Annotated in this window: 24 protein-coding genes; all 24 read left to right on the forward strand. The window is 41.3% G+C overall.

The window, feature by feature from the left end; all coding sequences use genetic code 11:
- The first annotated feature begins 13 nt into the window (after positions 1 to 13).
- The 24 genes from EP57_RS02105 to EP57_RS02215 all read left to right on the forward strand — a co-directional run bounded on the left by EP57_RS02105 (position 14) and on the right by EP57_RS02215 (position 23898).
- On the forward strand, positions 14 to 511 hold the full coding sequence (locus EP57_RS02105; RefSeq protein ID WP_036083761.1) for a hypothetical protein: 498 nt from the start codon (positions 14 to 16) through the stop codon (positions 509 to 511).
- 27 nt (positions 512 to 538) lie between these two features.
- Positions 539 to 1957: a polysaccharide biosynthesis protein gene (locus EP57_RS02110; protein WP_052167484.1), complete on the forward strand. Its 1419-nt coding sequence runs from the start codon at positions 539 to 541 to the stop codon at positions 1955 to 1957.
- Complete coding sequence (locus EP57_RS02115; RefSeq protein WP_036083763.1) at positions 1954 to 3123, forward strand: glycosyltransferase; 1170 nt, start codon at positions 1954 to 1956, stop codon at positions 3121 to 3123. Before EP57_RS02110 ends, EP57_RS02115 begins: the two co-directional genes overlap by 4 nt.
- On the forward strand, positions 3120 to 4391 hold the full coding sequence (locus tag EP57_RS02120; protein ID WP_036083765.1) for a nucleotide sugar dehydrogenase: 1272 nt from the start codon (positions 3120 to 3122) through the stop codon (positions 4389 to 4391). Before EP57_RS02115 ends, EP57_RS02120 begins: the two co-directional genes overlap by 4 nt.
- Positions 4391 to 5533 carry a glycosyltransferase family 4 protein gene (locus EP57_RS02125; RefSeq protein ID WP_143812821.1) on the forward strand — a complete coding sequence of 381 codons (1143 nt, stop codon included), beginning with the start codon at positions 4391 to 4393 and terminating at the stop codon, positions 5531 to 5533. Before EP57_RS02120 ends, EP57_RS02125 begins: the two co-directional genes overlap by 1 nt.
- Entirely contained in the window at positions 5505 to 6107 is a 603-nt protein-coding gene (locus EP57_RS02130) for a sugar transferase (protein ID WP_036083767.1), read from the forward strand. The genes EP57_RS02125 and EP57_RS02130 overlap by 29 nt, the downstream gene beginning before the upstream one ends.
- 12 nt (positions 6108 to 6119) lie before the next feature.
- Complete coding sequence (locus EP57_RS02135; RefSeq protein ID WP_036083769.1) at positions 6120 to 7289, forward strand: aminotransferase class I/II-fold pyridoxal phosphate-dependent enzyme; 1170 nt, start codon at positions 6120 to 6122, stop codon at positions 7287 to 7289.
- On the forward strand, positions 7286 to 8716 hold the full coding sequence (locus EP57_RS02140) for a hypothetical protein (protein WP_036083771.1): 1431 nt from the start codon (positions 7286 to 7288) through the stop codon (positions 8714 to 8716). Before EP57_RS02135 ends, EP57_RS02140 begins: the two co-directional genes overlap by 4 nt.
- A complete protein-coding gene (locus tag EP57_RS16310; protein WP_052167486.1) occupies positions 8713 to 9249 on the forward strand; it encodes an acyltransferase in 537 nt (178 codons plus the stop codon). Before EP57_RS02140 ends, EP57_RS16310 begins: the two co-directional genes overlap by 4 nt.
- Entirely contained in the window at positions 9242 to 10495 is a 1254-nt protein-coding gene (locus EP57_RS02150; RefSeq protein ID WP_036083773.1) for an oligosaccharide flippase family protein, read from the forward strand. The genes EP57_RS16310 and EP57_RS02150 overlap by 8 nt, the downstream gene beginning before the upstream one ends.
- A 19-nt stretch (positions 10496 to 10514) precedes the next feature.
- Positions 10515 to 11183, forward strand: a complete 669-nt coding sequence (locus EP57_RS02155) for a YveK family protein (RefSeq protein WP_036083775.1) — start codon at positions 10515 to 10517, stop codon at positions 11181 to 11183.
- Positions 11180 to 11884 (forward strand): CpsD/CapB family tyrosine-protein kinase, encoded by a 705-nt coding sequence (locus EP57_RS02160; RefSeq protein WP_036083777.1) that lies wholly within the window; start codon positions 11180 to 11182, stop codon positions 11882 to 11884. Before EP57_RS02155 ends, EP57_RS02160 begins: the two co-directional genes overlap by 4 nt.
- Positions 11885 to 11906: 22 nt before the next feature.
- A complete protein-coding gene (locus EP57_RS02165) occupies positions 11907 to 12896 on the forward strand; it encodes a polysaccharide deacetylase family protein (protein WP_036083778.1) in 990 nt (329 codons plus the stop codon).
- Complete coding sequence (locus tag EP57_RS02170; RefSeq protein ID WP_036083779.1) at positions 12893 to 13660, forward strand: formyl transferase; 768 nt, start codon at positions 12893 to 12895, stop codon at positions 13658 to 13660. Before EP57_RS02165 ends, EP57_RS02170 begins: the two co-directional genes overlap by 4 nt.
- Positions 13661 to 13828: 168 nt before the next feature.
- A complete protein-coding gene (locus tag EP57_RS02175) occupies positions 13829 to 15292 on the forward strand; it encodes an AcpB/EbpR/MafR family transcriptional regulator (RefSeq protein WP_036083781.1) in 1464 nt (487 codons plus the stop codon).
- A 248-nt stretch (positions 15293 to 15540) separates the two neighbouring features.
- Complete coding sequence (locus tag EP57_RS02180; RefSeq protein WP_036083783.1) at positions 15541 to 16221, forward strand: Crp/Fnr family transcriptional regulator; 681 nt, start codon at positions 15541 to 15543, stop codon at positions 16219 to 16221.
- Positions 16222 to 16274: 53 nt separating this feature from the next.
- Positions 16275 to 16739 (forward strand): DUF4352 domain-containing protein, encoded by a 465-nt coding sequence (locus EP57_RS16315; RefSeq protein WP_052167487.1) that lies wholly within the window; start codon positions 16275 to 16277, stop codon positions 16737 to 16739.
- A 33-nt stretch (positions 16740 to 16772) separates the two neighbouring features.
- The gene (locus EP57_RS02185) at positions 16773 to 18176 is read left to right on the forward strand and encodes a polysaccharide biosynthesis protein (protein WP_052167488.1); all 1404 of its coding nucleotides are present in this window, start codon (positions 16773 to 16775) and stop codon (positions 18174 to 18176) included.
- Positions 18173 to 19519 carry a nucleotide sugar dehydrogenase gene (locus EP57_RS02190; protein WP_241480694.1) on the forward strand — a complete coding sequence of 449 codons (1347 nt, stop codon included), beginning with the start codon at positions 18173 to 18175 and terminating at the stop codon, positions 19517 to 19519. Before EP57_RS02185 ends, EP57_RS02190 begins: the two co-directional genes overlap by 4 nt.
- Positions 19520 to 19544: 25 nt before the next feature.
- A complete protein-coding gene (locus EP57_RS02195; protein WP_036083785.1) occupies positions 19545 to 20225 on the forward strand; it encodes a YveK family protein in 681 nt (226 codons plus the stop codon).
- Positions 20226 to 20243: 18 nt separating this feature from the next.
- Complete coding sequence (locus tag EP57_RS02200) at positions 20244 to 20912, forward strand: CpsD/CapB family tyrosine-protein kinase (protein ID WP_036083787.1); 669 nt, start codon at positions 20244 to 20246, stop codon at positions 20910 to 20912.
- A 10-nt stretch (positions 20913 to 20922) separates the two neighbouring features.
- On the forward strand, positions 20923 to 22299 hold the full coding sequence (locus EP57_RS02205; RefSeq protein ID WP_159106405.1) for an O-antigen ligase family protein: 1377 nt from the start codon (positions 20923 to 20925) through the stop codon (positions 22297 to 22299).
- Positions 22271 to 22750: a DUF4352 domain-containing protein gene (locus tag EP57_RS02210; RefSeq protein WP_036083791.1), complete on the forward strand. Its 480-nt coding sequence runs from the start codon at positions 22271 to 22273 to the stop codon at positions 22748 to 22750. Before EP57_RS02205 ends, EP57_RS02210 begins: the two co-directional genes overlap by 29 nt.
- Positions 22750 to 23898 carry a glycosyltransferase family 4 protein gene (locus tag EP57_RS02215; protein WP_036083793.1) on the forward strand — a complete coding sequence of 383 codons (1149 nt, stop codon included), beginning with the start codon at positions 22750 to 22752 and terminating at the stop codon, positions 23896 to 23898. The genes EP57_RS02210 and EP57_RS02215 overlap by 1 nt, the downstream gene beginning before the upstream one ends.
- The last annotated feature ends 12 nt before the right edge of the window (positions 23899 to 23910 follow it).

The raw sequence follows: 23910 nt of genomic DNA on the forward strand, positions 1-23910 counted from the left end.
GAGATACACCAATATGAAAAAAATAGCTACACTTATAGGCACAATCATGGTTACCAGTATCGCCTTACTAGGATGCGCGAATTTAGATGACACCAAAACAAGCGAAGAAACGAAGCAAACAACGCCAAAGAAAGCCGAACTAAAAGCAGACAGCAAAGCCACATACGGTTTTCATGACGTCGTCGATGCCAACGGTTTACGCATCGAATTTACGAAAGCCCAACTACTAGAAGCCGACAACAAAAAAGATGCCATTTTAAAACTTTCCTTCCAATTAGCCAATCCAACCGCAGAGAAGAAAGGCTTCACCGCAATCAACCTAGAAGTAAAGAATAAAGAAGGCGAATCCCTAGACGTCTATCCAGGTGAAAATTACGGAAAAGAACTCGAAACAGGCACAACAGACAAAGGCGATGGCTATTTTATGGTCAAAGGCTCAGGACCGTACAAAGTGACCTACACCGATCCTGACCACAAAGAAGTAACCGCAACATGGGAAATAGCGATCTAAAAATAACATGGGAAAGGTGCAAATCGAATGAAAAACATTCCTAGCACACGAAAAAAAATCCTGATTGTTGGCGCAGGCGAATTAGGCATGAATGTCCTCGCTTCCTTTATTAAAGATTATCCAGAAAGCTACGCACTTGTCGGTTTTTTGGACGATGATAAAGCAAAATGGAATGCAGTTTTTCACAGCTATCCCGTCCTAGGCGGATTAGACGCATTAGACGACATGATTACACAGCTAGACATCCAAATGGTCGTCATCGCAATCTCTGATATGGATATAAAAAAGCGCGACAAAATAGTCCAAACAGGCATGGCAAAACAAATCCTCGTGAAATCAATACCAGGCATCCGCGAACTAATCACACAAAACGATTCTTTCAAAGCACTAGAAGAAGTCACGATGCAAAAGTTGCTAGGCCGTTCCCAAGTAAAGCTAGACGAAGCCCTCCTCGTATCCCAAATCACCGGGAAGAAAGTGTTAGTAACAGGAGCAGGCGGTTCGATCGGTTCGGAGCTTTGCAAACAATTACTAAAACTCGCACCAAAAAAACTAATCGCGCTCGGGCATGGCGAAAACAGTATTTATCAATTGTTAATGGACTTAGAAAGCGACCGTGTAGAACCAGTTATTGCGGACATTCAAGACAGCGACGAACTCTACGACGTTTTCGCAAAGCATAAACCTGATATTGTGTATCACGCCGCCGCCCATAAACACGTCCCACTCATGGAACGCTCATTACGCAGCGCCTTCAAAAACAATTTCCTCGGAACGAAAAACGTGGCAGATATGGCAGAAATTTTTCAAGCTGAAACGTGTGTGATGGTATCTACCGATAAAGCAGTTAATCCTGTCAACAATATGGGGCGCACCAAGCGTTTAGCAGAGATGTATATCCAAACAAAAGCAGAAGATGCAAGCTGTAACTTCTCGGTTGTGCGATTTGGAAATGTACTCGGCAGCCGCGGCAGTGTCATCCCACTTTTCAAAAAGCAGATTAAAGCTGGTGGTCCAGTGACGGTGACCCATTGCGAAATGACGCGCTACTTCATGACAATTCCAGAAGCCGCATCGCTCGTTTTACAAGCCGGTTCGCTCGCCAAAAGCGGTGACATCTATGTTTTAGACATGGGCGAATCCGTCAAAATTATCGACTTAGCGCAGAATCTGATCGCACTCTCCGGCTATTCAGCACAAGACATCGCCATCGTAGAATCAGGAATTAGACCTGGCGAGAAGCTGCATGAAGAACTACTAGACGCCGACGAAATCTACCAAGAACAAATATCCGCAAAAATCCATGTCGGCAAAACCGTACAATTCGACGCCAAAAAGCTTCTTTGCTTATCGGAAAAATACCGCGAGCTAACAGAAACAGAATTATTGAACGAAATATGTATCCTAACTAGCAAACAAGGCATGAAGGAGAGGATGACAAAGTGAATTGGTTATTCGCATATGATCATAAGTTTTACGAAAGTGACGAGAAAGTATTCTCAAAAACAGCTTTTCCGTATGAAACTTGGCAACGTTATTTAACGCATTGCGATACGTTGACGGTAGCTTGTAGGTTATACCCATTTACAAAGTCCAAACAAGCATATAGCGTGTCGAGCGGTGAACGCGTATCGTTTACGGCGATTCCTAATCCGAGTAGTTACGCCTACTTTATGCCGTATAATCCAGCCATTCAAGCGATGCGAAAAGCAGTGAGTCAAGCAGATGCCGTGATTGCGCGCTTGCCTTCTCAGATTGGATTTTTAGCTGTAAAGGTAGCGAGAGAACTTGGGAAACCGTATGCCGTAGAAGTCGTTGGCGATCCGAAAGAGACGTACCGATTGCATGGCAGTTTAAAAGCGAAACTATACGCTCCTGTCGCGGAACGAACGATGCTAAAAACGGTAGCACAAGCCCCATTCGCGCTATACATCACCGAAAAAGAACTACAAACGCTATACCCGACAAAAGGTGTTCAAGTAAGCTGCTCCAATACGGAACTACCAGATTTTGTAGATGACGTATTAATCGAAGAAAGAAAACAAAGAGATTTAAACCAGAAAATCGTGTTTGGGATGATGGGATCGCTGGATTCGCAGTATAAAGGACTCGATGTGGCTATAAAAGCACTAGCACGACTCCAAACAGAACTACCCCCATTTGAATTTCGCATTCTTGGAAGTGGCGTTAGTGGTAAATGGAAACAACTTGCAACAGAAAGCGGCCTGAAAGAAAGCGTCATTTTTTGTGGCACAAAGCCGGCGCATGAGGTGTTTGACTGGCTGCCAGATATCGATATTTACCTCCAACCGAGCCGAACAGAAGGACAAGGACGTTCCGTAATTGAGGCGATGGCGATGGGATGCCCGGTCATTACTTCGAACGTAGGCGGAATGAAAGAATTAGCAGAAACAAACATGCGTTTTGAAAGCGAAAACGATGCGGAATTAGCAGCTATCATTGTGAAACTAACTGAAAATCATGCGCTATATATCGAACAAATAGAGCGCAATTATATAAAAGCACAACAATTCTCCAAAGAAGTATTAATTAAAAAACGCAAAAACCATTACCAAAAATTTATGAATTGGATTGAGGGACAAAATAAATGAATGAATTAAAACTTGGTGTTTTAGGACTTGGCTATGTAGGACTTCCCGTCGCAGTTGCTTTTGGTAAAGAAATGCCTGTCATTGGCGTAGATATTAACGAAAAACGTATCGCCGAACTGCAAAACAAAATAGACGATACAGGAGAAGTAACACAAGAGGATTTATTTCTTACCGCAATCGAATTCACGAGTCAAGCGAAGCGTTTAGGCGACTGTAATTTCATCATTGTTGCTGTGCCAACACCAATCAACGAAAGCAACCAACCAGACATGACTATTTTGCATAAAGCATCGCAAATGATTGGCGAACATATGCAAAAAGGAACCATCGTGGTTTTCGAATCGACGGTATATCCAGGCGCGACCGAAGAAGAATGTGTCCCGATTATGGAGCACTACTCAGGGCTTGTATGCGGCGAGGACTTCTTTGTCGGCTACTCTCCCGAACGAATTAATCCAGGCGATAAAATCCACACATTCACCACCGTTCAAAAAGTAGTCGCAGGTCAAACCGAAGAAATCACGAATATAATCGCGGATGTTTATGCATCTGTAGTAACGGCTGGCGTGTATAAAGCCTCATCAATCCGCGTCGCAGAAGCCGCAAAAGTCATTGAAAATACACAACGCGATCTTAATATCGCATTAATGAACGAACTATCTCGCATTTTCCACGCGCTAGATATTGATACACACGAAGTTCTCCAAGCCGCAGGGACGAAATGGAACTTTCTCAAATTTGAACCAGGTTTAGTAGGCGGACATTGCATCGGCGTTGACCCGTACTACTTGGCGCACAAAGCCGAATCCGTAGGCTACCATCCAGAAGTAATTTTGGCAGGGCGTCGCGTGAATGACAGTATGGCAAGCTTTGTCGGGCAAGAAATCGTGAAAGAACTTTTGCAACAACAAAAACATATTTGTGAGTTAAAAGTGAGCGTTCTAGGTTTGACGTTTAAAGAAAATGTGCCGGATATTCGTAACTCGAAAGTCATTGATCTAATCGCGGAATTAAAAGCGTTCGGGATGCAGGTGCAAGTGCATGATCCGCTAGTAAACGAGCAAGATGTGGCGCATGAATACGGGCTTGAAATGGCGAGTTATCAAGAATTGGAAGACTCCGATGTTGTCATTTTGGCAGTACCGCACGAGCAATTTATCGCTGAAAATGGGAAGCTGGCACGTGCCATTTTGAAAGATGAATCAAGTATGTTAGTGGACTTAAAGAAGGCTTTGAAAAAATCACGATCATATAGTTGGAACTTGTGATGACAAAACTACTCATCGCAGTCACGGCAGACATTAGCGTACGGCTGTTAAACGGTCAGCTAGAATACTTGGCACAGCAAGGTTTTGACGTCCATTTAGTCGTATCTAAAGGACCGAGCTCAGAGGAACTTAAGAAAAATCGTCGAATTACGGTGCATCACGTGGAAATGGCGCGCGAAATCTCGGTTTTAAAAGACATAAAAGCATTAATACAAATGATTCTCGTTTTCCGAAAAGTCCGGCCAGACATTGCTAATGTCGGCACACCGAAAGCCGCACTATTAGGCAGTATCGCCGCATTTCTCATGAAAACAAAAACACGCATCTACACATTGCGCGGCTTGCGAATGGAAACGGCAACAGGCAACTTGCGAAAAATACTTTGGCTGATGGAACAACTCATCATCGGGCTTTCCACGCAAGTCATCGCCATCAGTCCGAGCTTGATTACGAAATGCAAAGAATTGCGAATCCAAGGCACATCCAAAATGCGCGTTTTAGGAAAAGGAAGCAGTAACGGAATACATTTGGGAGATTTCGCGGCAAAAAGTCAAGAAACAATCGCGTATCCTTTCAATAATCAGCAATTTGTCATCGGTTTTACAGGCAGGATTACAAAAGACAAAGGCATCGAAGAATTAATCACGGCTTTCCTCCAATCTGAAAATCTGAATCTCCTGCTCGTCGGTGATTTCGAGGAACAACATGGCTTGAAAAAAACAACCGTCGACACGATTCGAAACCACCCAAATATCCGCGTCACAGGCTTCATTCCAAACCCGGCGCCATATTATAAAATGATGGACGTATTCGTTATCCCATCGTATCGCGAAGGCTTTTCTAATGTATGTCTAGAAGCAGCGGTCGCGGGACTTCCGGTAATTGGAACGGATGTAACGGGAATCAAAGATGCAATCGTTGACGGGGTGACAGGGATTCTTATTCCGGCTAAATCCGCAACGGCAATCCAAACGGCAATCCAGACATTGCAACAAGATCAAGTTTTGCGAGAGGCGTATGCTTTTAACGGGAAGAAGCGGGTCATTCTGGACTTCCAATCAGAACACATGTGGCAGCGGATGAAAGAAACATATCTAGAAAGGGGAGAAAAACATGTATCGGCTTATAAAACCAATTCTTGATATTCTCGGAGCGTGTCTCTTTCTCCTCCTATTCTTAATCCCGATTTTGTGGATTAGCCTGCTACTTTATGCAACACAAGGCCGTGTTCTCTACAAACAACAACGCGTAGGTAAAGCCGAGCGGATTTTCTGGATTTACAAATTCCAAACAATGACCGATGCGCGGGATGAACATGGCGAATTATTGCCAGATGAGCAGCGGATTACAAAGCTAGGGAATTTTTTGCGGAAGACAAGTTTGGATGAATTGCCGCAATGCTGGAATGTTTTAAAAGGAGATATGAGCTTCATTGGGCCGCGGCCGTTACTTGTGGCGTATTTAGAACTCTACTCCGAAGAAGAACGCAAACGACATCACGTTAAACCAGGCTTGACGGGACTTGCGCAAATGAATGGACGAAATGCTATCAGTTGGCAAGAAAAATTTGCTTGGGATATCCGCTACGTCAATCGTTTATCGATGCGCCAAGATGTGCATATTTTAATCCGAACGGTAAAAAAAGTGCTGTTGAGCGAAGATATTGCGCGGGATGGCTATGCGACAACACCACCATTTGAAGGCAGTAAAAAGTAAGGAGAAGACGCAATGAATAGAATTCCACTAGCCGTTCCCCATATGAGCGGGAAAGAAATGGCGTATATTGAACAAGCATTTGCGGAAAATTGGATTGCCCCAGTTGGTCCGAATGTCGATTTATTTGAAAAAAAAGTGCGCGATTATACGAAAGCAGCCTTTGCGACAGCGACGAACTCAGGCACTGCGGCGATTCACTTAGCTTTACGACTACTAGGTGTGACGCAAGGGGATACTGTTTTTTGCCCGAGTTTCACATTTGCAGCCTCGGCCAATCCGATTCAGTATCAAGGCGCTGAGGCCATTTTTATCGATTCGGAGTTAGACACATGGAATATGTCGCCAATCGCGCTAGAACGAGCACTCGAAGACGCCAAGCAGCAAGGGAAGCTCCCAAAAGCAATTATCGTCGTGCATATTTACGGTCAACCAGCCAAAATGACGGAAATTCTAGCATTAGCGAAAAGCTTTCAAGTGGCTGTCATTGAAGACGCCGCAGAGTCATTAGGTTCGCTATATGAAGGCGTGCAGACGGGGACTATCGGCGATATCGGCATCTATTCTTTCAACGGGAATAAAATAATCACGACTTCTGGTGGCGGGATGCTAGTCTCGGCGAACGAAGCTTGGACAAAAGAAGCGAAATTCTTATCAGAGCAAGCCAAAGAAACCGCGCCGTATTACCAACATGAAAAAATAGGCTACAACTACCGCCTAAGCAACGTTTCAGCTGGCATCGGTTGCGGACAAATGGAAGTTTTGCAAGAGCGGGTTAATCAGAAACGGGAGATTTTTGCGCAGTATGAAGCGGGTTTTGCGAAGTATGCGGATACGTTTAGTAATTTTCCGCGTATCACGTATCAGAATGAAATCGCGGGAACCTTCTCGAATCGGTGGTTGTCGACAATAAGAGTGGACGGCATTCATCCGTTGCAATTAAAAGAAGCGCTAGATGCGAGTGGTATTGAAGGACGTTTATTGTGGAAGCCGCTCCATCTGCAACCTGTTTTCCGAAATCATCGCTTTTTCGCAGAAGATGCAAACAGTAAAATCAGCAATGCTCAGCGTTTGTTTGAAAGTGGTCTTTGTTTACCATCTGCCACGCAAATGACGCCTACAGAACAACATTATGTTATTCAAGCCATTGCCAAATTCTTAATTCAAGCAGGTGAATCCATGTGACGTCACTTTCTAAAAAGCGGCTCATTGAATTTTCAGGTGTGGCAATCATTGCCCTTCTCTCGCTTTTTAGTTTTATCTTTATCAGCTTGCACGACAGAGAGCCAGGATATGAATTATTACCACTCTTGCCGTTGCTCTATCTTTTTGCAGCCAGTTTTGTCTACGTTCGCTCGCTAGTCTATGATTTTAAAATGTTCAACCTCGTGTTTATAGCCCTTAGTTTTATGCGCTATGTCGTGCTTCCATTTTTCATCGTGTATGCGGGTTATTATGGCGGCAGATCCCCAGTACCACCGACTGCGCACAGCTATAACTTGGCTTTGCAACTCATGTTGTATGAACTTGTCATCGTTACGATTGCTATTGCGATATTTGACGCGATACGCAAAAAACGAAAAAAACAACATCCACTATCCGAAAAATCGTTGACACGAAGTCCATCTACCTTTTTCTATGTACTGTTTGCGATTGTAGCTATACTCGGCGTCGTTATTATGCCGGGAGCTTTGAATAGTGTATCGTTTCTTGTACCTTCTGATCGTGTTGTTGGCGTTCTCCAGACGTTATCTCTTCCATCATACTTCGCACTATACATGTTTATGATTGCCAAACAACTGGTCGCACTCTTGCTGATCTGGCTATGTTTTGAAAAATATAAATCGCAAGGGCAAGTGTATTATGTTTACGCGGCAATCGCTGTGATGGTGCTGAATATTAGTATTTTTGCAGGGACGAACCGAACAGACATCATCCTTTGTACGATTACCTCTTTATTCGTCTTTAAAAAGTTGTTTCCCGACCATTTCAAAAAAGCAGCCATCCTGATCGTGTCCATCGTGACATTTGTTGTTGTCCTAATTGCTTCGGTGCGACAAATCGTTTCTGTATCAGGTGATTTGAGTCAGTTAGTCGATTTTACGGATACGATGCAAGTATATCTTGGCGGACCGTACAACGTAGCAATGGCCATTGAAATGAAAAACATGTTCCCAGAGGCGGGCCATTTATCCGTTTTGTTTTACGATATTTTCCGGCCGATGATTGGCGTTAATATTTTCATCAAAGATTTGCCAATCGATTTCTCCGTCCTGTATTTCAATGAACGTTATTTCTTTAAGGATAATGTTTCGCAAATTCTGCCGATGATTGGGCAAGGAAATCTGTATTTTGGTTACTTGTTTGCACCGCTACTTTCGGTTAGCTTCGTTGCTTTGGCGTACTTTTTCCAAGCGCAAATGGAGCGGGTGGGGAACATCGAACTGGTGTATTTCCTAACGATTTCAACGGCGCGTATCGGTTTTCTGATGGGGCAAAACACGATGAATTTAGTGAACGATATTAGTTACAATCTTGTGTTGTTCTTGATTATCTACTTTTTGAATCAAAAAATTATTTATAAACGCAGACAAAGGAGCACCATACTATGAATAAAAAATTAGATCAAGCAGGGCGTTTTCTTCGCTATTCTGTGCCGATTCACTTGATTAACCTACTCACAGCAATCTTGCCAAACTGTACACCGACTGTTGCGATTCGTGGCTTTCTGATGCGGCCATTTTTTAAGAAATGTGGTAAAGGGTTTCGGATTGCGAGTGGCGTCATCATCAACAATCCCGAACGCATTGAAATCGGCGATAACGTCTACATTGCGCACAACAACTGGATGAACGGCGTCGGTGGCTTAAAAATTGACTCCAATGTCCGAATTGGCCCGATGAGCGTTATTGTAACATCACAACACACTTTCGAAAATGGCAAAATGACGAGTGGCTACACGCCGGCCCCAGTCCGAATTGGTTCTGGTTGCTGGATTGCGAGTAAAGCCGTCATCACGGATGGCGTCGAAATTGGCTCAGATTCATTGATAGCAGCAGGAGCCGTCGTTACGAAATCATTTCCGGCACAAAGCAAAATAGGCGGCGTTCCAGCGAAACTCATTGGAAAACCAGGGCATGATTAAAGCCCTCCACAATATCGCCAAAAACGCGTATGGCATCACGATTATCAAAAAAGGCATTGTCATTATCACAGGTTTGCTAACAATGATTCTCCTCACACGTTTTCTAGGACCTGAACTAAAAGGTGAGTACAGTTATTTATTCAACTTGGTGACTATCGGAACAACAATATTGAATCTAGGCATCTCGCTCGTCTACCCAGAATACAAACGAAAAGGGCGCGATTACCGAAATGTATTCATTACGTTATCCTTGCTCCAGTTTATTATATATATCGCACTGTCGTTGCTATTTTTCTTCCTGTCTGGCATGGGAAATTACGGCTTCGTCGCGATACTTATCTCCGTCAGCATTTTAAATCTACAGCTCTCCCAATTAAATTTGGTAGAAGATATTCGTTCACATAGCGTCATTACAATCATCGGCGCCGTGTCTAATCTACTTTTCACCATTGTTTTGTTTTACTTTTTCAGCAGCAATGTGAGCCTTGTCTTACTCGTTTTCTTACTCAAAAATGTGATTTTGATTGGTTGCACACTCCGAATTCTCGCAAAGAACTTTCATTTTGGCGGTTCGAAAAAGGCATTTCAAGCCATCTTAGTAGCAGGTATGTTACCAATGTTGACGACTTTTCTAATCTCGATTAACTACCGAATCGATATCGTGTTACTTGGCTGGATGAATGTTTCCTTTTACGACATCGGGCTTTACAGTACCGGTGTTCAGCTCGCCGAATACGCGTGGATGATCCCAGATATTTTTAAAGAAGTCATGCTGCATAAAAATGCAAGACGCGACGACATCAGAAGCCTGCTTTTCTCACTGCGGATGGCGACAACTTCGGTCATTTTCTTCGGAATACTAATGATTATCGGCGGTAAGTGGTTGATTGGCTTCATGTTTGGCGCAAGTTTCATCGGCGCATACAGCATCACGGTTCTCATGTTCCTAGCAGTGCCAGCGATGGTATATACAAAAATCATCGGAACATTATTCATTGCTAACGGAAAATGGCGTTTTTACTTCGTGACGCTACTCATCACAGTTCTCTTAAACATAGCACTCAATTTTGCACTCGTGCCTTTCTTTGGAACAATTGGTTCCGCGCTTGCGTCCATCGTTTCCTACAGCCTCTCCGGCGGGATTTTCCTCATCTGGCTCATCCGAAACACAGACGCGAAATGGCATGACGCACTATTTATAAAAAAACAAGATGTCGTGCAAATACGGCAAATTATCAAGAGATAAAGGAGAACAAATCGATTCTATGGATATAAAACTTATTTTCCAAACGATAAAAAGAAATAGTCGACTTATCATTGGCCTAGCAATCATCGGAATTTTAGCAGCAGGAGCCGTGACATTTTTCGTCATCCCCAAAGGCTACAGCGCCACAACCCAAATTCTAGTCACACAAGCAAAAGAAACAGACAACGCGCAAAGCTCCGAAGTCCAAGCTAACATTCAAATGGTAAACACCTACTCGGTCATTTTAAAAAGCAAACAGCTCTTAAAAGAAGTCGCGAAAGAATACCCACAATATACATCCAACGATATTGAAAAAATGATGATGGTCACTAGTGATTCCAATTCTCAAGTCATCAATCTCAAAGTGCGCAACAAAGACCCTCACGTCGCAGTAGACATTGCCAATACAGTAACAAATCAGTTCGTAGACTACACAAGCAATCTCATCAAATCGAACAATGTTTCCATTCTATCAAAAGCCTACATCGAGGATAGCCAAAAACCGTCCAGCCCAAACCACAACATGCATCTAGCCATCGGACTACTTGTAGCCTTATTCCTAAGCTTTGTTATCATCGTGCTTAAAGAAGTGTTCGACAACACCATTAAAACACAAGATGAAATTGAAGAACTGTTAAAACTACCAATTTTAGGAACAGTCAATCAAATAGAGAAAGGGAATAAATGATGCGATTTAAAATAAAACCAAAAAAGAAACCAAATATCTCGATCATGCAAAAAGAATCCAACTCGATATCATCCGAACAACTGCGAACCATCCGAACGAGCATCCAATTCGCCTCCACCGAAAAACTGAGCACAATGGTTGTCACATCACCAGAACCAGGCGCAGGAAAATCGTTCATCTCGATGAATTTGGCCATCTCATTTGCCGAACAAGGAAACAAAGTTTTGCTAATCGACGCTGATTTAAGAAGACCAACCGTACACACAACACTACGCTTATCAAACGAACTCGGACTCAGCAACTATTTGGCAGGGCAAGGCAAACTAGAAGACTGCCTCCAAGAAATCACGATGCATGAAAACCTATTCGTTATCACAAGCGGCATTATTCCGCCAAACCCCGCCGAATTACTATCTTCAACCAAAATGAAAGAATTCACGAAAATCGTTTCGGACATGTTTGATATCGTCATCTTTGACGCACCGCCAGTTTTGCCAGTTGTAGATCCACTTATTATCGGCAACATCGTCGACGGACTAATCCTCGTTTTGCGCAGTGAACATACCGATCAAAGCGACGCAGTACAAACCTTAGATAAAATCAAACAATCCAAAATTAAAATGATCGGCGCCGTGCTAAATGGCAGAAAGAACCGAGGCGACAGCTACAAAACGGTATATTACACAAAAAATCAAAAGTAAATGAAAAGGTAGGTTACGCCAAGTGAAAAACGGTTATTTCGTCATCTCGCTCGACTTTGAATTACGCTGGGGAAGCTATTCTTGGGATGCGAATCACACATACGATCCACACATTGTAGGCGCCAGAAAAGCGATTCCAGACATCTTAAAAACATTCGCCTCTTATCAAGTACATGCAACTTGGGCAACAGTAGGCGCCTTATTCGCCCCGTCCAAAACCGCGATTTTAGACGCCAATAAACAATATTTTAACAACACATCCACACCTCAAATAGAAAGTTTCCTAAAAGAATGCACAACGCTCGGCGAAAACGAGTCCGAAGATCCCGCTCACTACGCGCTTTCTTTAATCGAAAAAATCAGCGCAACAGAACATCAAGAAATAGGCCTGCACACCTATTCCCACTTTTACTGCCTTGATAATAAAGACGCCGAGCAAGCTTTCCAAAACGATACCCGCGCCGCATTAACGATGATGAACGCACAAAATATCGAGCCAAAAAGCTTTGTTTTTCCGCGGAATCAATTTAATCCAGCGCTGTTAAACACATTGAAAGAACACGGAATGCACATAGTTCGCGGCAACGAGAAACACAGCCTATATCGCGAACGAGAAGGACGAGAACGCAAGCTACATCGCGCACTAAGACTTATGGACGCCTATGTCAATATTTCAGGCCAGCACACATTCGCACCAGATACGTGCATAGAACAAGACATGATCAACATTCCTTCCAGTCGTTTCCTAAGACCATACGCCAAACAAGCCCGCTTTTTAGAACCACTCAAGCTATACCGTATCAAAAAAGCGATGCGCCACGCCAGCCAACGCGGGGAAGTATTCCATCTCTGGTTTCACCCACATAATTTTGGCACGAACATCAAAGAAAACATCGCGATGCTACAAGAAATCTGCCAGTATTACGAAGATTTGCAAAACGAATTCGGTTTCGAAAGCGTAACAATGCAGGAGCTAGCGCAAAAACTAGCGAGAAAGGAAGCCCCCCTATGAAAATCATGATGCTTGCAGGTGAAAAAGCGAGTTCACATACCGTATACCAAAAAATAAACACAACATTCCCAATCAGCACCGTCGTGATGGAAGCCCCGCTATCCAAAAAAGGCATGCTCCAAAAACGAGCAAGGCGACTCGGAACTAGAACGGTCATCGGCCAAGTCCTGTTTCAACTTTTCTGCCTACCGATTTTAAAATATGAGGCACGAGACCGCATCCAACAAATCATCGCCAAAGAAGGCACCGAGAAGGCAAACATACCAGATTCGAAAATCCAGCGAGTGGCGTCTATCAATGACGAAGAAACCATTGTAGCGATTCAATCAGAATCCCCAGATTTAGTCATTGTTTGCGGAACAAGAATCATCAGCAAACAAGTTCTAGAATCAACAAAAGCCCCATTCGTCAATATCCACGCAGGAATCACGCCCTATTACAGGGGCAGCCACGGCGGCTATTGGGCACTCGCAAAACAAGACAAAAGAAACTGCGGCGTAACATTGCATTATATCGACACCGGCATCGATACCGGCAACATCATAGCGCAAACAAAAATCAATATCACACCAAAAGACAATTTCGTAACCTATCCATATTTGCAACTCACACAAGGAATCCAACTACTACACCAGTTCCTCTCCGGCGAAAAAGCAGAGCTAGCACCGCCAAAAATAGCAGACAAACACCGCAAAGGCAACGTGTTTTACCAGCCGACACTGTTTCAATATATTTTCTTTAGAAAGCAATTGAAAGTGAAATAATGATGCTAAAATAAATACCCCAATTTTTCGATAATTTATGAAGAATTGGGTATTTTCCTGTCTTAAATTGGATGTTGTAGTTGCAGGAAATGAAAGATTGCGTTTATAATGATTGCAAGGATGGGTAGAATACATATGGAGAGACTCAGATATAAGGGAGAGCATGCTATGAATCATTTTTTTTCACAGCTAGTCGCTGATAAAAAGATAAAGCGTCAAATCAAGTTGTTGCAAGCAATATACGAGGCAAATTACCCAATAACGCTTGATGAAATTGCAGATGACTTCGGGACTTCTAAACGAACGCTATTTCGTGATATGAAGGATTTGGAGCATGTGTTACCCGAAGATAATATTGTGGAGTTTAGTACGGTTTCTGGGTATACGATTAATCATGCACATTTGATTGAAGACCTAGTGGCTCAAGTTTCAGAGCAATCACCGCTGTATACGATTGTTAATAACGTATATGAGGAAATCTTTTTGACCATTGATGAATGGGCGGACGACTTATTTTTATCAACATCGACATTGTATCGCTATCTAGGTTATCTGAAAAAAGTATTAAAAGAGTTTAAGCTAGATTTGACATTAACTCCCGTTGCCATTGTTGGTGAGGAGGTAAATATCCGTCATTTTTACTTTCACTTCTTCTACAATACGAATGATATTTCTTCTATGAATCGACCGACAGAAAAACATCAAAAGATTTTTCGCGAATCGTACCGCTTTTTTTCAGAGGTCACGAATCATAGGGTAGCAACGTTGCATAGGAGCTCGTTATATTGGATTATGGTTACAACGAAGCGTTTAGAGCAAGGGCATACGATTACTTTAGATAGTAGTTTAAAAAGTATAGTGAGGCATTTGAGGGCGTATGAGTTTACGCCACAGTTTGGACCAATATATTTTCCGGATATTGAGAAACAATATGTGACGGAGGACGAGATTTTGTATGCCACTTTGTTGACGTTAGACAATTATGTATATGAAAAAGGCGAGCTGTATGAAACAGAGGATTTGCTCGATAAAGAAAATTTAGAGGTCATTCATCGATTTTTAGTTCGCGCGTTTGCTGCTTTAGAGAAAGAATTACCTGAAAAAGAAACACTGTCACTCTATGTGTTGTATTTGCGTAATCTTTTCTTTCTTACTAAATTAACACCGTTATTTCAAAAAAATAGTATGGAAGTTAACAAACTAATCAAACACCGACATCCAGTTATTTATATGAAATGGTTAGAAATATTGAATGATGATCCGATTAAGAAAAAATTTGGGATAGAGTATGCAGAGGATGTTGCAATCAACCTTGCGATGTTTACATACTTTTCGCAACATGGTAAATCGGATAAGAAAAAGCATGTGTTATTTACTTTTGATGGGAAGAAGGCATACACTAATTATTTGGAAATCTTGGTGAATAGTTTTGTAAATCAAAATGTGAAAGTTACGTTTCTGGTAAATCAGCATATAACGAGCAAAATTATAGAGGATTTAGACGTGGATATCGTGATTTATAATTATAAAGAAGATAGTGAGAAGCTCGATTGCGTTAAATACAGAACGGAGCGAATGCCTACAGAACATGACTGGGAAAGGATAAATAATTTAATTTTTGATGAGCAATAAAGGAATGAGCGAGGAAACATGGTTTAGCGACTGTGCTTTCTTCGCTTATTTTTTTGTTTTTCAGAATTGACATTAGTTGTTGACAATTGTGATTACCTTAAAATGGATTGAGATGGTTAAATAGAGTTAACAGCAAAACAATTATGCGAAATGAATTTCACGAAATAGACATAAATTTTTGAAATGAGCTATGTTTTTAAAAAAAAAAAGATAATTAGACCTGTTAGTATGATTTTGGAGGTGATGAGATGGGGTTAATGGAGCTTTACAATCAAGACACGATTGGACAAGACTTTCATCCACGGAAATTAGTAGCGTTGTTACTCAATGATAATACTTTTCCAATCTATAAAGAGCGCATTGTATACGGGAAAGGTGATCATATTACTTTAGAATCGAATAAAGTGGAATCTCCATATATGTACATTGTAGAAAGTGGCATTGGCGCTATCTACATCGGCAAACAAATTATTGACTTTGTTGGTGAAGGAGACTTTATCGGATTACATCATAGTCGCGCAGTTCCCAACATGCAAATACACGGTGTGGCTCTAACCGGCAAAATGACAGTTTGGCGACTACTGCTAAGTGATGTTATCGCAAAAATCATGAGTATTCAAGAAGGCTATTTATATCATTATAACTATATGCGCATGACATACGAGCGCTACGCCTTAAAAATTGTAACAAGTAGTGATATGAATCAGAAGCGAGTAGAGAATATGCTTCAATTTATTGTCAAACGTTTTGGGTCAGAACAATCAGAAGATTATGTGAAAATACCAAGATGCTTTACACGAGATGTGATGGCTAATTACGCAGGTGTCAGTAAAACAACATTGAGCGGTATTTTGACACAGCTGGAAGAAGAAGAATATATTACTTTCCAATTACGGAATATATTCGTTTTAAATGAGTTTTGTATGTAGTTCTACGAATATAAAAAAAGATAACAACAATCAGTACATTAGGAGGAATAATCGTGTTAAAAAAATTACTAGCTATTACGGGCCTCGTTCTAGCAACCATGGTCATCGCTGCATGTACTGGGAACGAAACGCCTAAGAAAACAGAGGCTCCGAATCATCAAACACAAGAAAAAGTAGATGCAAAAGGTTTAGAAATAAATATCGAACAAGCAAATTATACGGATGAACGGGATCGTGATGCTGAGAAGGTGAAGCAAGTTTTACGATTGAAGATGACGGTGAAAAACACATCGATTGAGGAAATATTTTTCGATAGCACAGAACTTCAAGTGAAGGACAGCAAAGGGAAGAAGCTTGCTATATATCCATTTGAAAATATGATGGGAAATGTTATACCAAAGAAAACGATGACCGGATATGCTTACTTTAAGGCAACTGACAACGGGCCGTATACAGTAGTATACACACATCCAATTACGAAGAAAAAATATGAATGGCAAGTGAATCCCGAAAAATGAACAATAGCGATAAATAAGTGTGAGGTGTAATAAATGGTTTTGAAAAGAACGTTAATTATCGGTGGTGGAGAAGCAGCTCACTATGTTTTCCATACATTGACAAGTAGGGCAACCTCAGAATACCAAATCATTGGTCTGCTAGATGATTGTTCAGACGTGAAGTTGAATAAAATACCGCGATTTGGTGGGCTGAATCAATTAGAAGAGGTTGTTCGAACGGAAAATATCGCGTGTGTACTACTTGCGATACCATCATTAGAGCACACGAAGCGCAAACAAATTTTAGATACTTGTATCTCGCTACAAATAGAGACACAAGTTTTACCGATATTACAAGATATTTTTGCTGGAAAAGAGAAAATTGCGATGCGCCCTGTTGCCTATCAGGATATTATCGAGCGCGATGAATTCGAGCTGGATTATCAGAAGGTCGCACGAATGGTGAAGAGTAAGACGATTTTAGTAACGGGTGCTGGAGGCTCTATCGGTTCGGAAATCACGCGTCAAATTATGCGTGGAAATCCCCAAAAACTGATTTTGCTTGGGCATGGTGAGGCAAGTATTTATAACATTCACCGCGAACTAAAGAAAGCTCATCCAGATGTAGAGTTGGTCCCATGTATTGCGGATATCCAAAATAAAGAAAGACTAACAGCAGTTTTTGAAACGCATCGTCCAGATATTGTTTACCATGCCGCGGCACATAAACATGTTCCGTTGATGGAGGAAAATAGTTCGGAAGCCATTGCAAATAATGCGCGAGGAACTTGGAATTTAGCGGAAGTTGCCAATAAATTCAATGTAGACAAGTTTGTCATGATTTCAACAGATAAAGCGGTGAAGCCAACAACTGTGATGGGTGCTTCCAAACGCGTTGCAGAAAAAATTGTCCAGTTATTCAACCAGATGTCACAAACCCACTTTTGTGTCGTACGCTTTGGAAATGTACTTGGTAGTCGAGGCAGTGTCGTTCCATTATTTCACGATCAGATATGCAACGGTGAGCCAGTCACATTGACGCATCCCGATATGGAACGTTATTTCATGACAATTCCAGAAGCGAGCAAACTAGTGATACAGGCGAGTATGCTAACAGTCGGTGGCGAGATATTTGTTTTAGACATGGGCGAGCCAATTAAGATTTTAGATGTGATTCACAAATTAATCGACCTGACTGGGCAGAAACGTGAAACAGTTTCCATTGAATTCATCGGTATTCGTAAAGGTGAAAAAGTACAAGAAGAACTATTTGAAAATCATGAGGAGAAACCCGTCTTAATTTTCGATAAGATTTTTGTTGGCGAGGATAATCCTCACCCAGCCGAATTAGTGGACATCCAGCTGTTGTTGGATAACTATATGGGCTTCACGGAACAAGAACGTAAAGAACAATTATTTAGGTTAGTAGAATTAGATTGGAGATATGAAAAAATATGACATATACGCAATCAGAAACTATGGCGGCAGTTAACAACTATGAAATATTAAAGCATAAAATTGTGCAAAAAGAAGCAGTGGTTGGTGTCATCGGTATGGGCTATGTTGGTCTGCCGCTCGCGATGGAATTTGCATCGGAAGGCTTTCAGGTCATCGGCGTGGATTTGGATGCTGGCAAAGTAGAAACATTATCACTCGGCAAATCGCATATTATCGATATTCCAGAAGCAGTGATTGGCGAGGCATTGCAAAATCAGCGCTTCCAAGCAACAACAGATTATCAGGAACTAGCAAAAGCAAACATCATTAGTATCTGTGTTCCGACCCCACTTACGAAATCGCATGAACCAGATATGAGTTATATCAATGACACAGTTTCCCGTCTAAAACCAGTCATTCAAAAAGGCACACTACTTGTTTTGGAGAGCACGACATATCCAGGTACAACGCGCGATTTGATTTATGCCGAGTTTGAAAAAGAAGGCTGGACAACAGGTGAAGACTTATTTATCTGTTTCTCTCCTGAACGAATCGATCCCGGAAACAAACAATTCAAACCGAAAGAAGTTCCTAAAGTAGTCGGTGGAATGACAGAGAAGTGTTCTGCACTTGGCCAGCTATATTACGAAAATGCGTTTGACACGGTTGTTCCAGTATCCACACCAGAAATTGCCGAAATGACGAAACTGCTGGAAAACACATTCCGTAGTATTAACATCGCATTTATCAATGAAATGTCACTACTAGCAGAAGAGCTTGGTATTGATTTATGGGAAGCAATTGACGCTGCGAAAACAAAACCATTTGGATTTATGCCATTTTATCCAGGTCCAGGCGTTGGTGGACATTGTATTCCGCTTGACCCGATGTACCTGTATTGGAAAGGCAAAGAGAAGAATTTCTTCAGCAGATTTATTGATTTAGCGCAACAAGTGAACACTTCTATGCCAAAACATGTCGTGGAAATCGCTAGCAAAGCGCTCAATAAACAAGGTAAATCACTTAGCCAGTCACGTATTCTACTTGTCGGTATGGCGTATAAGAACGATATTGACGACGTGCGCGAATCCCCAGCGCTACACGTATACGAGCATTTGAAAGAAGCTAATGCAAAACTCACTGTACTTGATCCTTTTGTGTCCTCATTCCGAGATGCTTCAGGTGAAATCGTTCGCCCCGAAAATGAAATAGCAGATCTTGCAACGTATGATGGCGTTATTATTATGACGAAACATTCCACGATTGATTACAATCAAATTTTGGAAAACAGTTCTTGCATTATCGATACTAGAAACGTTTGGACAAAGTCATATGACCATGTATACAAGATAGGGCAAGCATGAATAGAAAAAGTAGAGGTGAACAGAGATGAGTGCAAAAACAATGGAGCTCGGCGTCGCCTTAAAGATTATAAAAAATAATCTGATATGGTTAATCGCCTTGCCATTGATCGCCATGGTCATTGCATTTGGTATTAGTAAGTACTACCTCGTGCCACAATATACATCATCTGCACAGATTTTTATAACGACTAACGTAGAATCTGGCTCAGAAAAAGAGACCACCGTATATTCAGAGCAGCTAAGAACAAATATGCAGATGGCAAACACGTTCAATACGATATTAAAAAGCTCAAGAATGATGGAAACAGTGAGGTCAGAGCTGAATCTCGCTGAAACCAATGAGGCATTAGCAAAAAAAATAAGTATTCAATCAGATAAAGATTCCCTCGTTTTCACAGTATCCGTAGAGGATGCTAGCCCCAAAAGAGCGCAAAAAATCGTCAATACGATTACAAAAACGTATCAAAAAGACCTGCCAAAGCTGATTTCTAATAATAAAGTTATTATATTAGAACCAGCAAGTCTCCCCTTAGAATCAAGCTCTCCGAATGTTATTATCAACACGATGATTGCCTTTGTACTTGGAATCATTGGAAGTGTCCTCTTAGTCTCACTTATTTATCTGTTCCGAAATGTGATTGAGGGTGAGGATGATTTGGAAGAACTGTCCCTGAAATTTATTGGTGATATACCGCTCATTAAGTAACGCAGAAAGGAGAAAAACATGAAGACATATCGCGATTTTGAACAAACGAAAGAGATTCAGTTTTACAAAGAAAAGTTTCATAGCATCCAGACAAGTTTACAATTCATGTTACAAAAACAAGGTATCCGTAATTTCATGGTGACTTCTGCGAACATGAGTGAAGGCAAGAGTTTTACTAGTGCCAATATTGCTACTGTTTTTGCGGAAAAAGGAAATAGCACATTGCTAATTGATGCGGATTTTCACAGACCATCTTTACGAAAATATATGCAAATATCGGAGAACATAGGGCTAATTGACTGCTTGACGGGTGATAAAACATTGATGGAATGTACGCAAGAGACACACCATCCTAATTTAAGATTGATGCCGACCGGGATTGCACCGCTAAACCCGAATGAATGGATAGATTCTTTAGAGATGAAGCAGCTTATTGAAGAGGCGAAACAACAATTTGATTATGTCATTATTGATGCGCCACCGCTTTTGCCTATTACAGATAGTCGTATTCTTAGTTCCTTATGTGACGGTGTACTTTTTGTCACTTTTGCTAAAAAGACGAAGCGCAGTGATATTAAACAAGCGATGCGTTATCTGGAGATTGCAGATGCAAATGTGATTGGTAGTGTAGTGAATGGTGTCGCAATTTCTAAGAGTGATATGAAAGGTTATCACTACAAATACTGAGGTGGAAATGGTGTATAAAGCGTTAACCTTAAAAGCGATTTTTGTACTGAGCTTCCTAGCATTACTTGCAGCGGGAGTGGTATTTAAAGAAGTACTAGTTATCCCATTTTTTATCGGTATTGTGGTATTCAGTTTCTTTTTCACACTGAAACAACTAGCAGAGATGACCTGGATAATCCTTGTAGTCGCTTCTTTCTTTGGCTCCATTCTATCTGTTCCAGGTTATGAGAGCTTGTTCTTATATCGAGTTTTGCTACCAGTTCAAGCACTATTATTTTTGCTCACTTGGAAAGACTGGTCATGGCTGGATAGGCGTGTTCGAGTTTTGCTACTATTACTGATCGGCTGGCTAGTTACAGCAGCAATTACGCTTATTTGGGCCCAATATCAGGTCGCAGGATTCCGAAATCTGTATTACATCATCGAAGCTATCTACCTTATCGGCACCGGCGTTTATTACTTGGATAGTAAAAAGAAACTAGAACGACTAGCACTACTAGTGTGTGGCGTGATTATCATCAATATTGGTATCGGTGTCTATGAGATTACAACTGGACTTCATTTGAAAAAATCAGCCCTCGTAGGTGCAATTGGGAACGTCCAATTCTTGCCTAGTGGAACGTTTTTTAACCCCAACGATCTCGCCTCCTTTCTCGTTTTGTTTTTACCATTCGTCCTCGTATACATGCGTTCTGAGACAATCTTTGGAAAAACAATGAAAATCGTACTCTCGCTCATGAGTGTTTATATCATTGTTGCAACACAATCACGCATCGCGCTCGTTTTAATTGCTGGAATTTTACTTCTCCTGATTTTGAAAAAATCATGGAAATGGGGGCTTATGATTCTACTAACCATCCCGCTTTTCTTGCAATTACCAGCGATGCAGGAGATTACAGCACAGGTAAATAGAACTTACACGGAAAAAAATAATTCGACCGACTTTCGCTTAGAAATAACGAATTATACGTGGCAAACGGTTCTGGATTCCCATTTTGTGGGGGTTGGTCCAGGGAACGTACAGATGAAATTAGCACAATATTTTCCCGCTGACGAGCAAAATGAAGAAGGTAACGTATCCGTGCACAATTTTTTACTAGAAGTTTTGGCTAATTATGGATTGCTATCGGCGCTATGCCTGTTCCTTTTTCTCTACCTCATCTGGTACTTTAGCTTCCGACTATGGAGAGCGAACAAAACGAAAGAATCATGGTACATGTTGCCCCTGATTATTAGTGTCGCGTTTCCATTTATCTCTTTTGCATCGAGTACGACACTTGAAAAAAGTTATGTGTGGATTAGCTTTGGCATTATTTTGGCGGTATTGAACCATTACTTTAAACGAACGGAGCTTAAAAATGAAAAAAATTATACTCTTAATATGTAGCCTATTTGCAGTAAGTATACTCGTTTCGTGCCAACAGAACGAGGAACCAAAGAAAGCAGAATTGAAACCAACGCAACACGCTTTTCCAAAAAATAATACAGCAACAGTAGCAAGTTTAAAAATGGAGATGTTAGAAATCAAAGATGCTGAAAAAAGTATCCCAAAACATGAGAAATTAGAAGGTAAGAAGCTTGTGAAAGTGGATATGAAAATAAACAACATGACAGAATATAAGATTCCGATGGCTGCGAGCCTTTTCAAAGTTTTGGATTCGAATGGAAAATATCAGCCGAATTACCCGATGGTAGATGAACTGGGTCAAACAATCGCTGGTAATAAAGAGATTCGAGGTGTCGTATATTTCGCCATTCCAAAAAACAGTGTCGTTGACAAAATCGTGTATGAAGATCCAAAGAGAGACGCATTTCACGAGTGGACGGTGGAGAAATAATGACCGAAAGACTAAATGTTTTGATGGTGTCTGATGATTTTTATCCAAAGGTTGGAGGAATTGCAGCCCATGTATTAGAAATCAGTCGCTCCATTAGTGAACTGGGCCATCAGGTAGTATTGCTTACAAAAATATATGATCCCAAGAATGAACTACCAGAAGAAGAATACATTGGAAACATTCGTGTTGTACGAGTAAAAGTAAGCGATAGACGAAAAATTCGTGCATTGGAATTTATGTATAAAGGCAGACGTAAAATCAAGGAACTACTGAAAGAAAATACATTTCAAGTGATTCATTGGCATAAACTCATTGCGGATTCTGTCATCACAAAAATTCCGTTCGATGGTGTAAAAATTTTTACGAATCATTCATCTACTTTCTTGAATTGGTATGAGCAAAAGAAGTTTGTGCGGTGTCGGATGTTGCTAGGTCATATGGACGGTGTTATTGCACCGAGTTCGGAGCTGACGAGTAAAATTAAAGCCATTTTACCCAAGAAACCAGCGCTTAATATTTCGAACGGTGTGGACATTTCTAAATTTTATCCAGATACGACAATGCGTCATATAATGCGCCTGCAACTTGGTTATAAATTTTCTGATAAAGTTGTCATGATTGCGAGGCGATTAGAAGAAAAGAATGGTGTCTTGTATTTTACACAATCTATTCCGAAGATAGTGGAAAATGACCCGACAATTCAAATATTGATTGTTGGCAGTGGAAGTCAGGAAGCCGCGATACGAACCTTTATTAAAGAAAAGAATTTAGAGGATCGCGTAACCATTGTGACTGGTGTAACGAATCCTGAAATGCCATATTACTTTAATGTAGCCGATGTTGTCGTGTTACCGTCCTTGATGGAAGCAACGAGTATTGCAGGGCTTGAAGCGATGGCATGTGGCAAACCTCTTGTTGGAACAAATGTTGGTGGCATTCCTGAAATTATTACTCCGCATGAAACAGGTTTGCTCGTCCCCGCTAAATCTGCTGAAGCATTGGCTGATGGTGTTTTGGAGATGTTTGCCGACGAAAGTAAGCGGATAGAAATGGGTGAAAAAGCGCTGCAATCTGTACGAGAAAACTTCGCTTGGCCAGAAATTGCAAGAAAAACAGTGGCTTTTTATCAACAGAATTTAAATGCCTAAAAATTAGCTAGA

Origin of the sequence: Listeria booriae (assembly GCF_000766865.1) — a bacterium.
In the GTDB taxonomy this organism is placed as follows: domain Bacteria; phylum Bacillota; class Bacilli; order Lactobacillales; family Listeriaceae; genus Listeria_A; species Listeria_A booriae.

Excerpts from the sequence above, each read along its gene's own strand:
- EP57_RS02105 (WP_036083761.1), top strand. The coding sequence starts at position 14 with ATGAAAAAAATAGCTACACTTATAGGCACAATCATGGTTACCAGTATC.
- EP57_RS02110 (WP_052167484.1), top strand. The coding sequence starts at position 539 with ATGAAAAACATTCCTAGCACACGAAAAAAAATCCTGATTGTTGGCGCA.
- EP57_RS02120 (WP_036083765.1), top strand. The coding sequence starts at position 3,120 with ATGAATGAATTAAAACTTGGTGTTTTAGGACTTGGCTATGTAGGACTT.
- EP57_RS02125 (WP_143812821.1), top strand. The coding sequence starts at position 4,391 with ATGACAAAACTACTCATCGCAGTCACGGCAGACATTAGCGTACGGCTG.
- EP57_RS02130 (WP_036083767.1), top strand. The coding sequence starts at position 5,505 with ATGTATCGGCTTATAAAACCAATTCTTGATATTCTCGGAGCGTGTCTC.
- EP57_RS02135 (WP_036083769.1), top strand. The coding sequence starts at position 6,120 with ATGAATAGAATTCCACTAGCCGTTCCCCATATGAGCGGGAAAGAAATG.
- EP57_RS16310 (WP_052167486.1), top strand. The coding sequence starts at position 8,713 with ATGAATAAAAAATTAGATCAAGCAGGGCGTTTTCTTCGCTATTCTGTG.
- EP57_RS02150 (WP_036083773.1), top strand. The coding sequence starts at position 9,242 with ATGATTAAAGCCCTCCACAATATCGCCAAAAACGCGTATGGCATCACG.
- EP57_RS02155 (WP_036083775.1), top strand. The coding sequence starts at position 10,515 with ATGGATATAAAACTTATTTTCCAAACGATAAAAAGAAATAGTCGACTT.
- EP57_RS02160 (WP_036083777.1), top strand. The coding sequence starts at position 11,180 with ATGATGCGATTTAAAATAAAACCAAAAAAGAAACCAAATATCTCGATC.
- EP57_RS02170 (WP_036083779.1), top strand. The coding sequence starts at position 12,893 with ATGAAAATCATGATGCTTGCAGGTGAAAAAGCGAGTTCACATACCGTA.
- EP57_RS02175 (WP_036083781.1), top strand. The coding sequence starts at position 13,829 with ATGAATCATTTTTTTTCACAGCTAGTCGCTGATAAAAAGATAAAGCGT.
- EP57_RS02180 (WP_036083783.1), top strand. The coding sequence starts at position 15,541 with ATGGGGTTAATGGAGCTTTACAATCAAGACACGATTGGACAAGACTTT.
- EP57_RS02185 (WP_052167488.1), top strand. The coding sequence starts at position 16,773 with ATGGTTTTGAAAAGAACGTTAATTATCGGTGGTGGAGAAGCAGCTCAC.
- EP57_RS02190 (WP_241480694.1), top strand. The coding sequence starts at position 18,173 with ATGACATATACGCAATCAGAAACTATGGCGGCAGTTAACAACTATGAA.
- EP57_RS02195 (WP_036083785.1), top strand. The coding sequence starts at position 19,545 with ATGAGTGCAAAAACAATGGAGCTCGGCGTCGCCTTAAAGATTATAAAA.
- EP57_RS02200 (WP_036083787.1), top strand. The coding sequence starts at position 20,244 with ATGAAGACATATCGCGATTTTGAACAAACGAAAGAGATTCAGTTTTAC.
- EP57_RS02210 (WP_036083791.1), top strand. The coding sequence starts at position 22,271 with ATGAAAAAAATTATACTCTTAATATGTAGCCTATTTGCAGTAAGTATA.
- EP57_RS02215 (WP_036083793.1), top strand. The coding sequence starts at position 22,750 with ATGACCGAAAGACTAAATGTTTTGATGGTGTCTGATGATTTTTATCCA.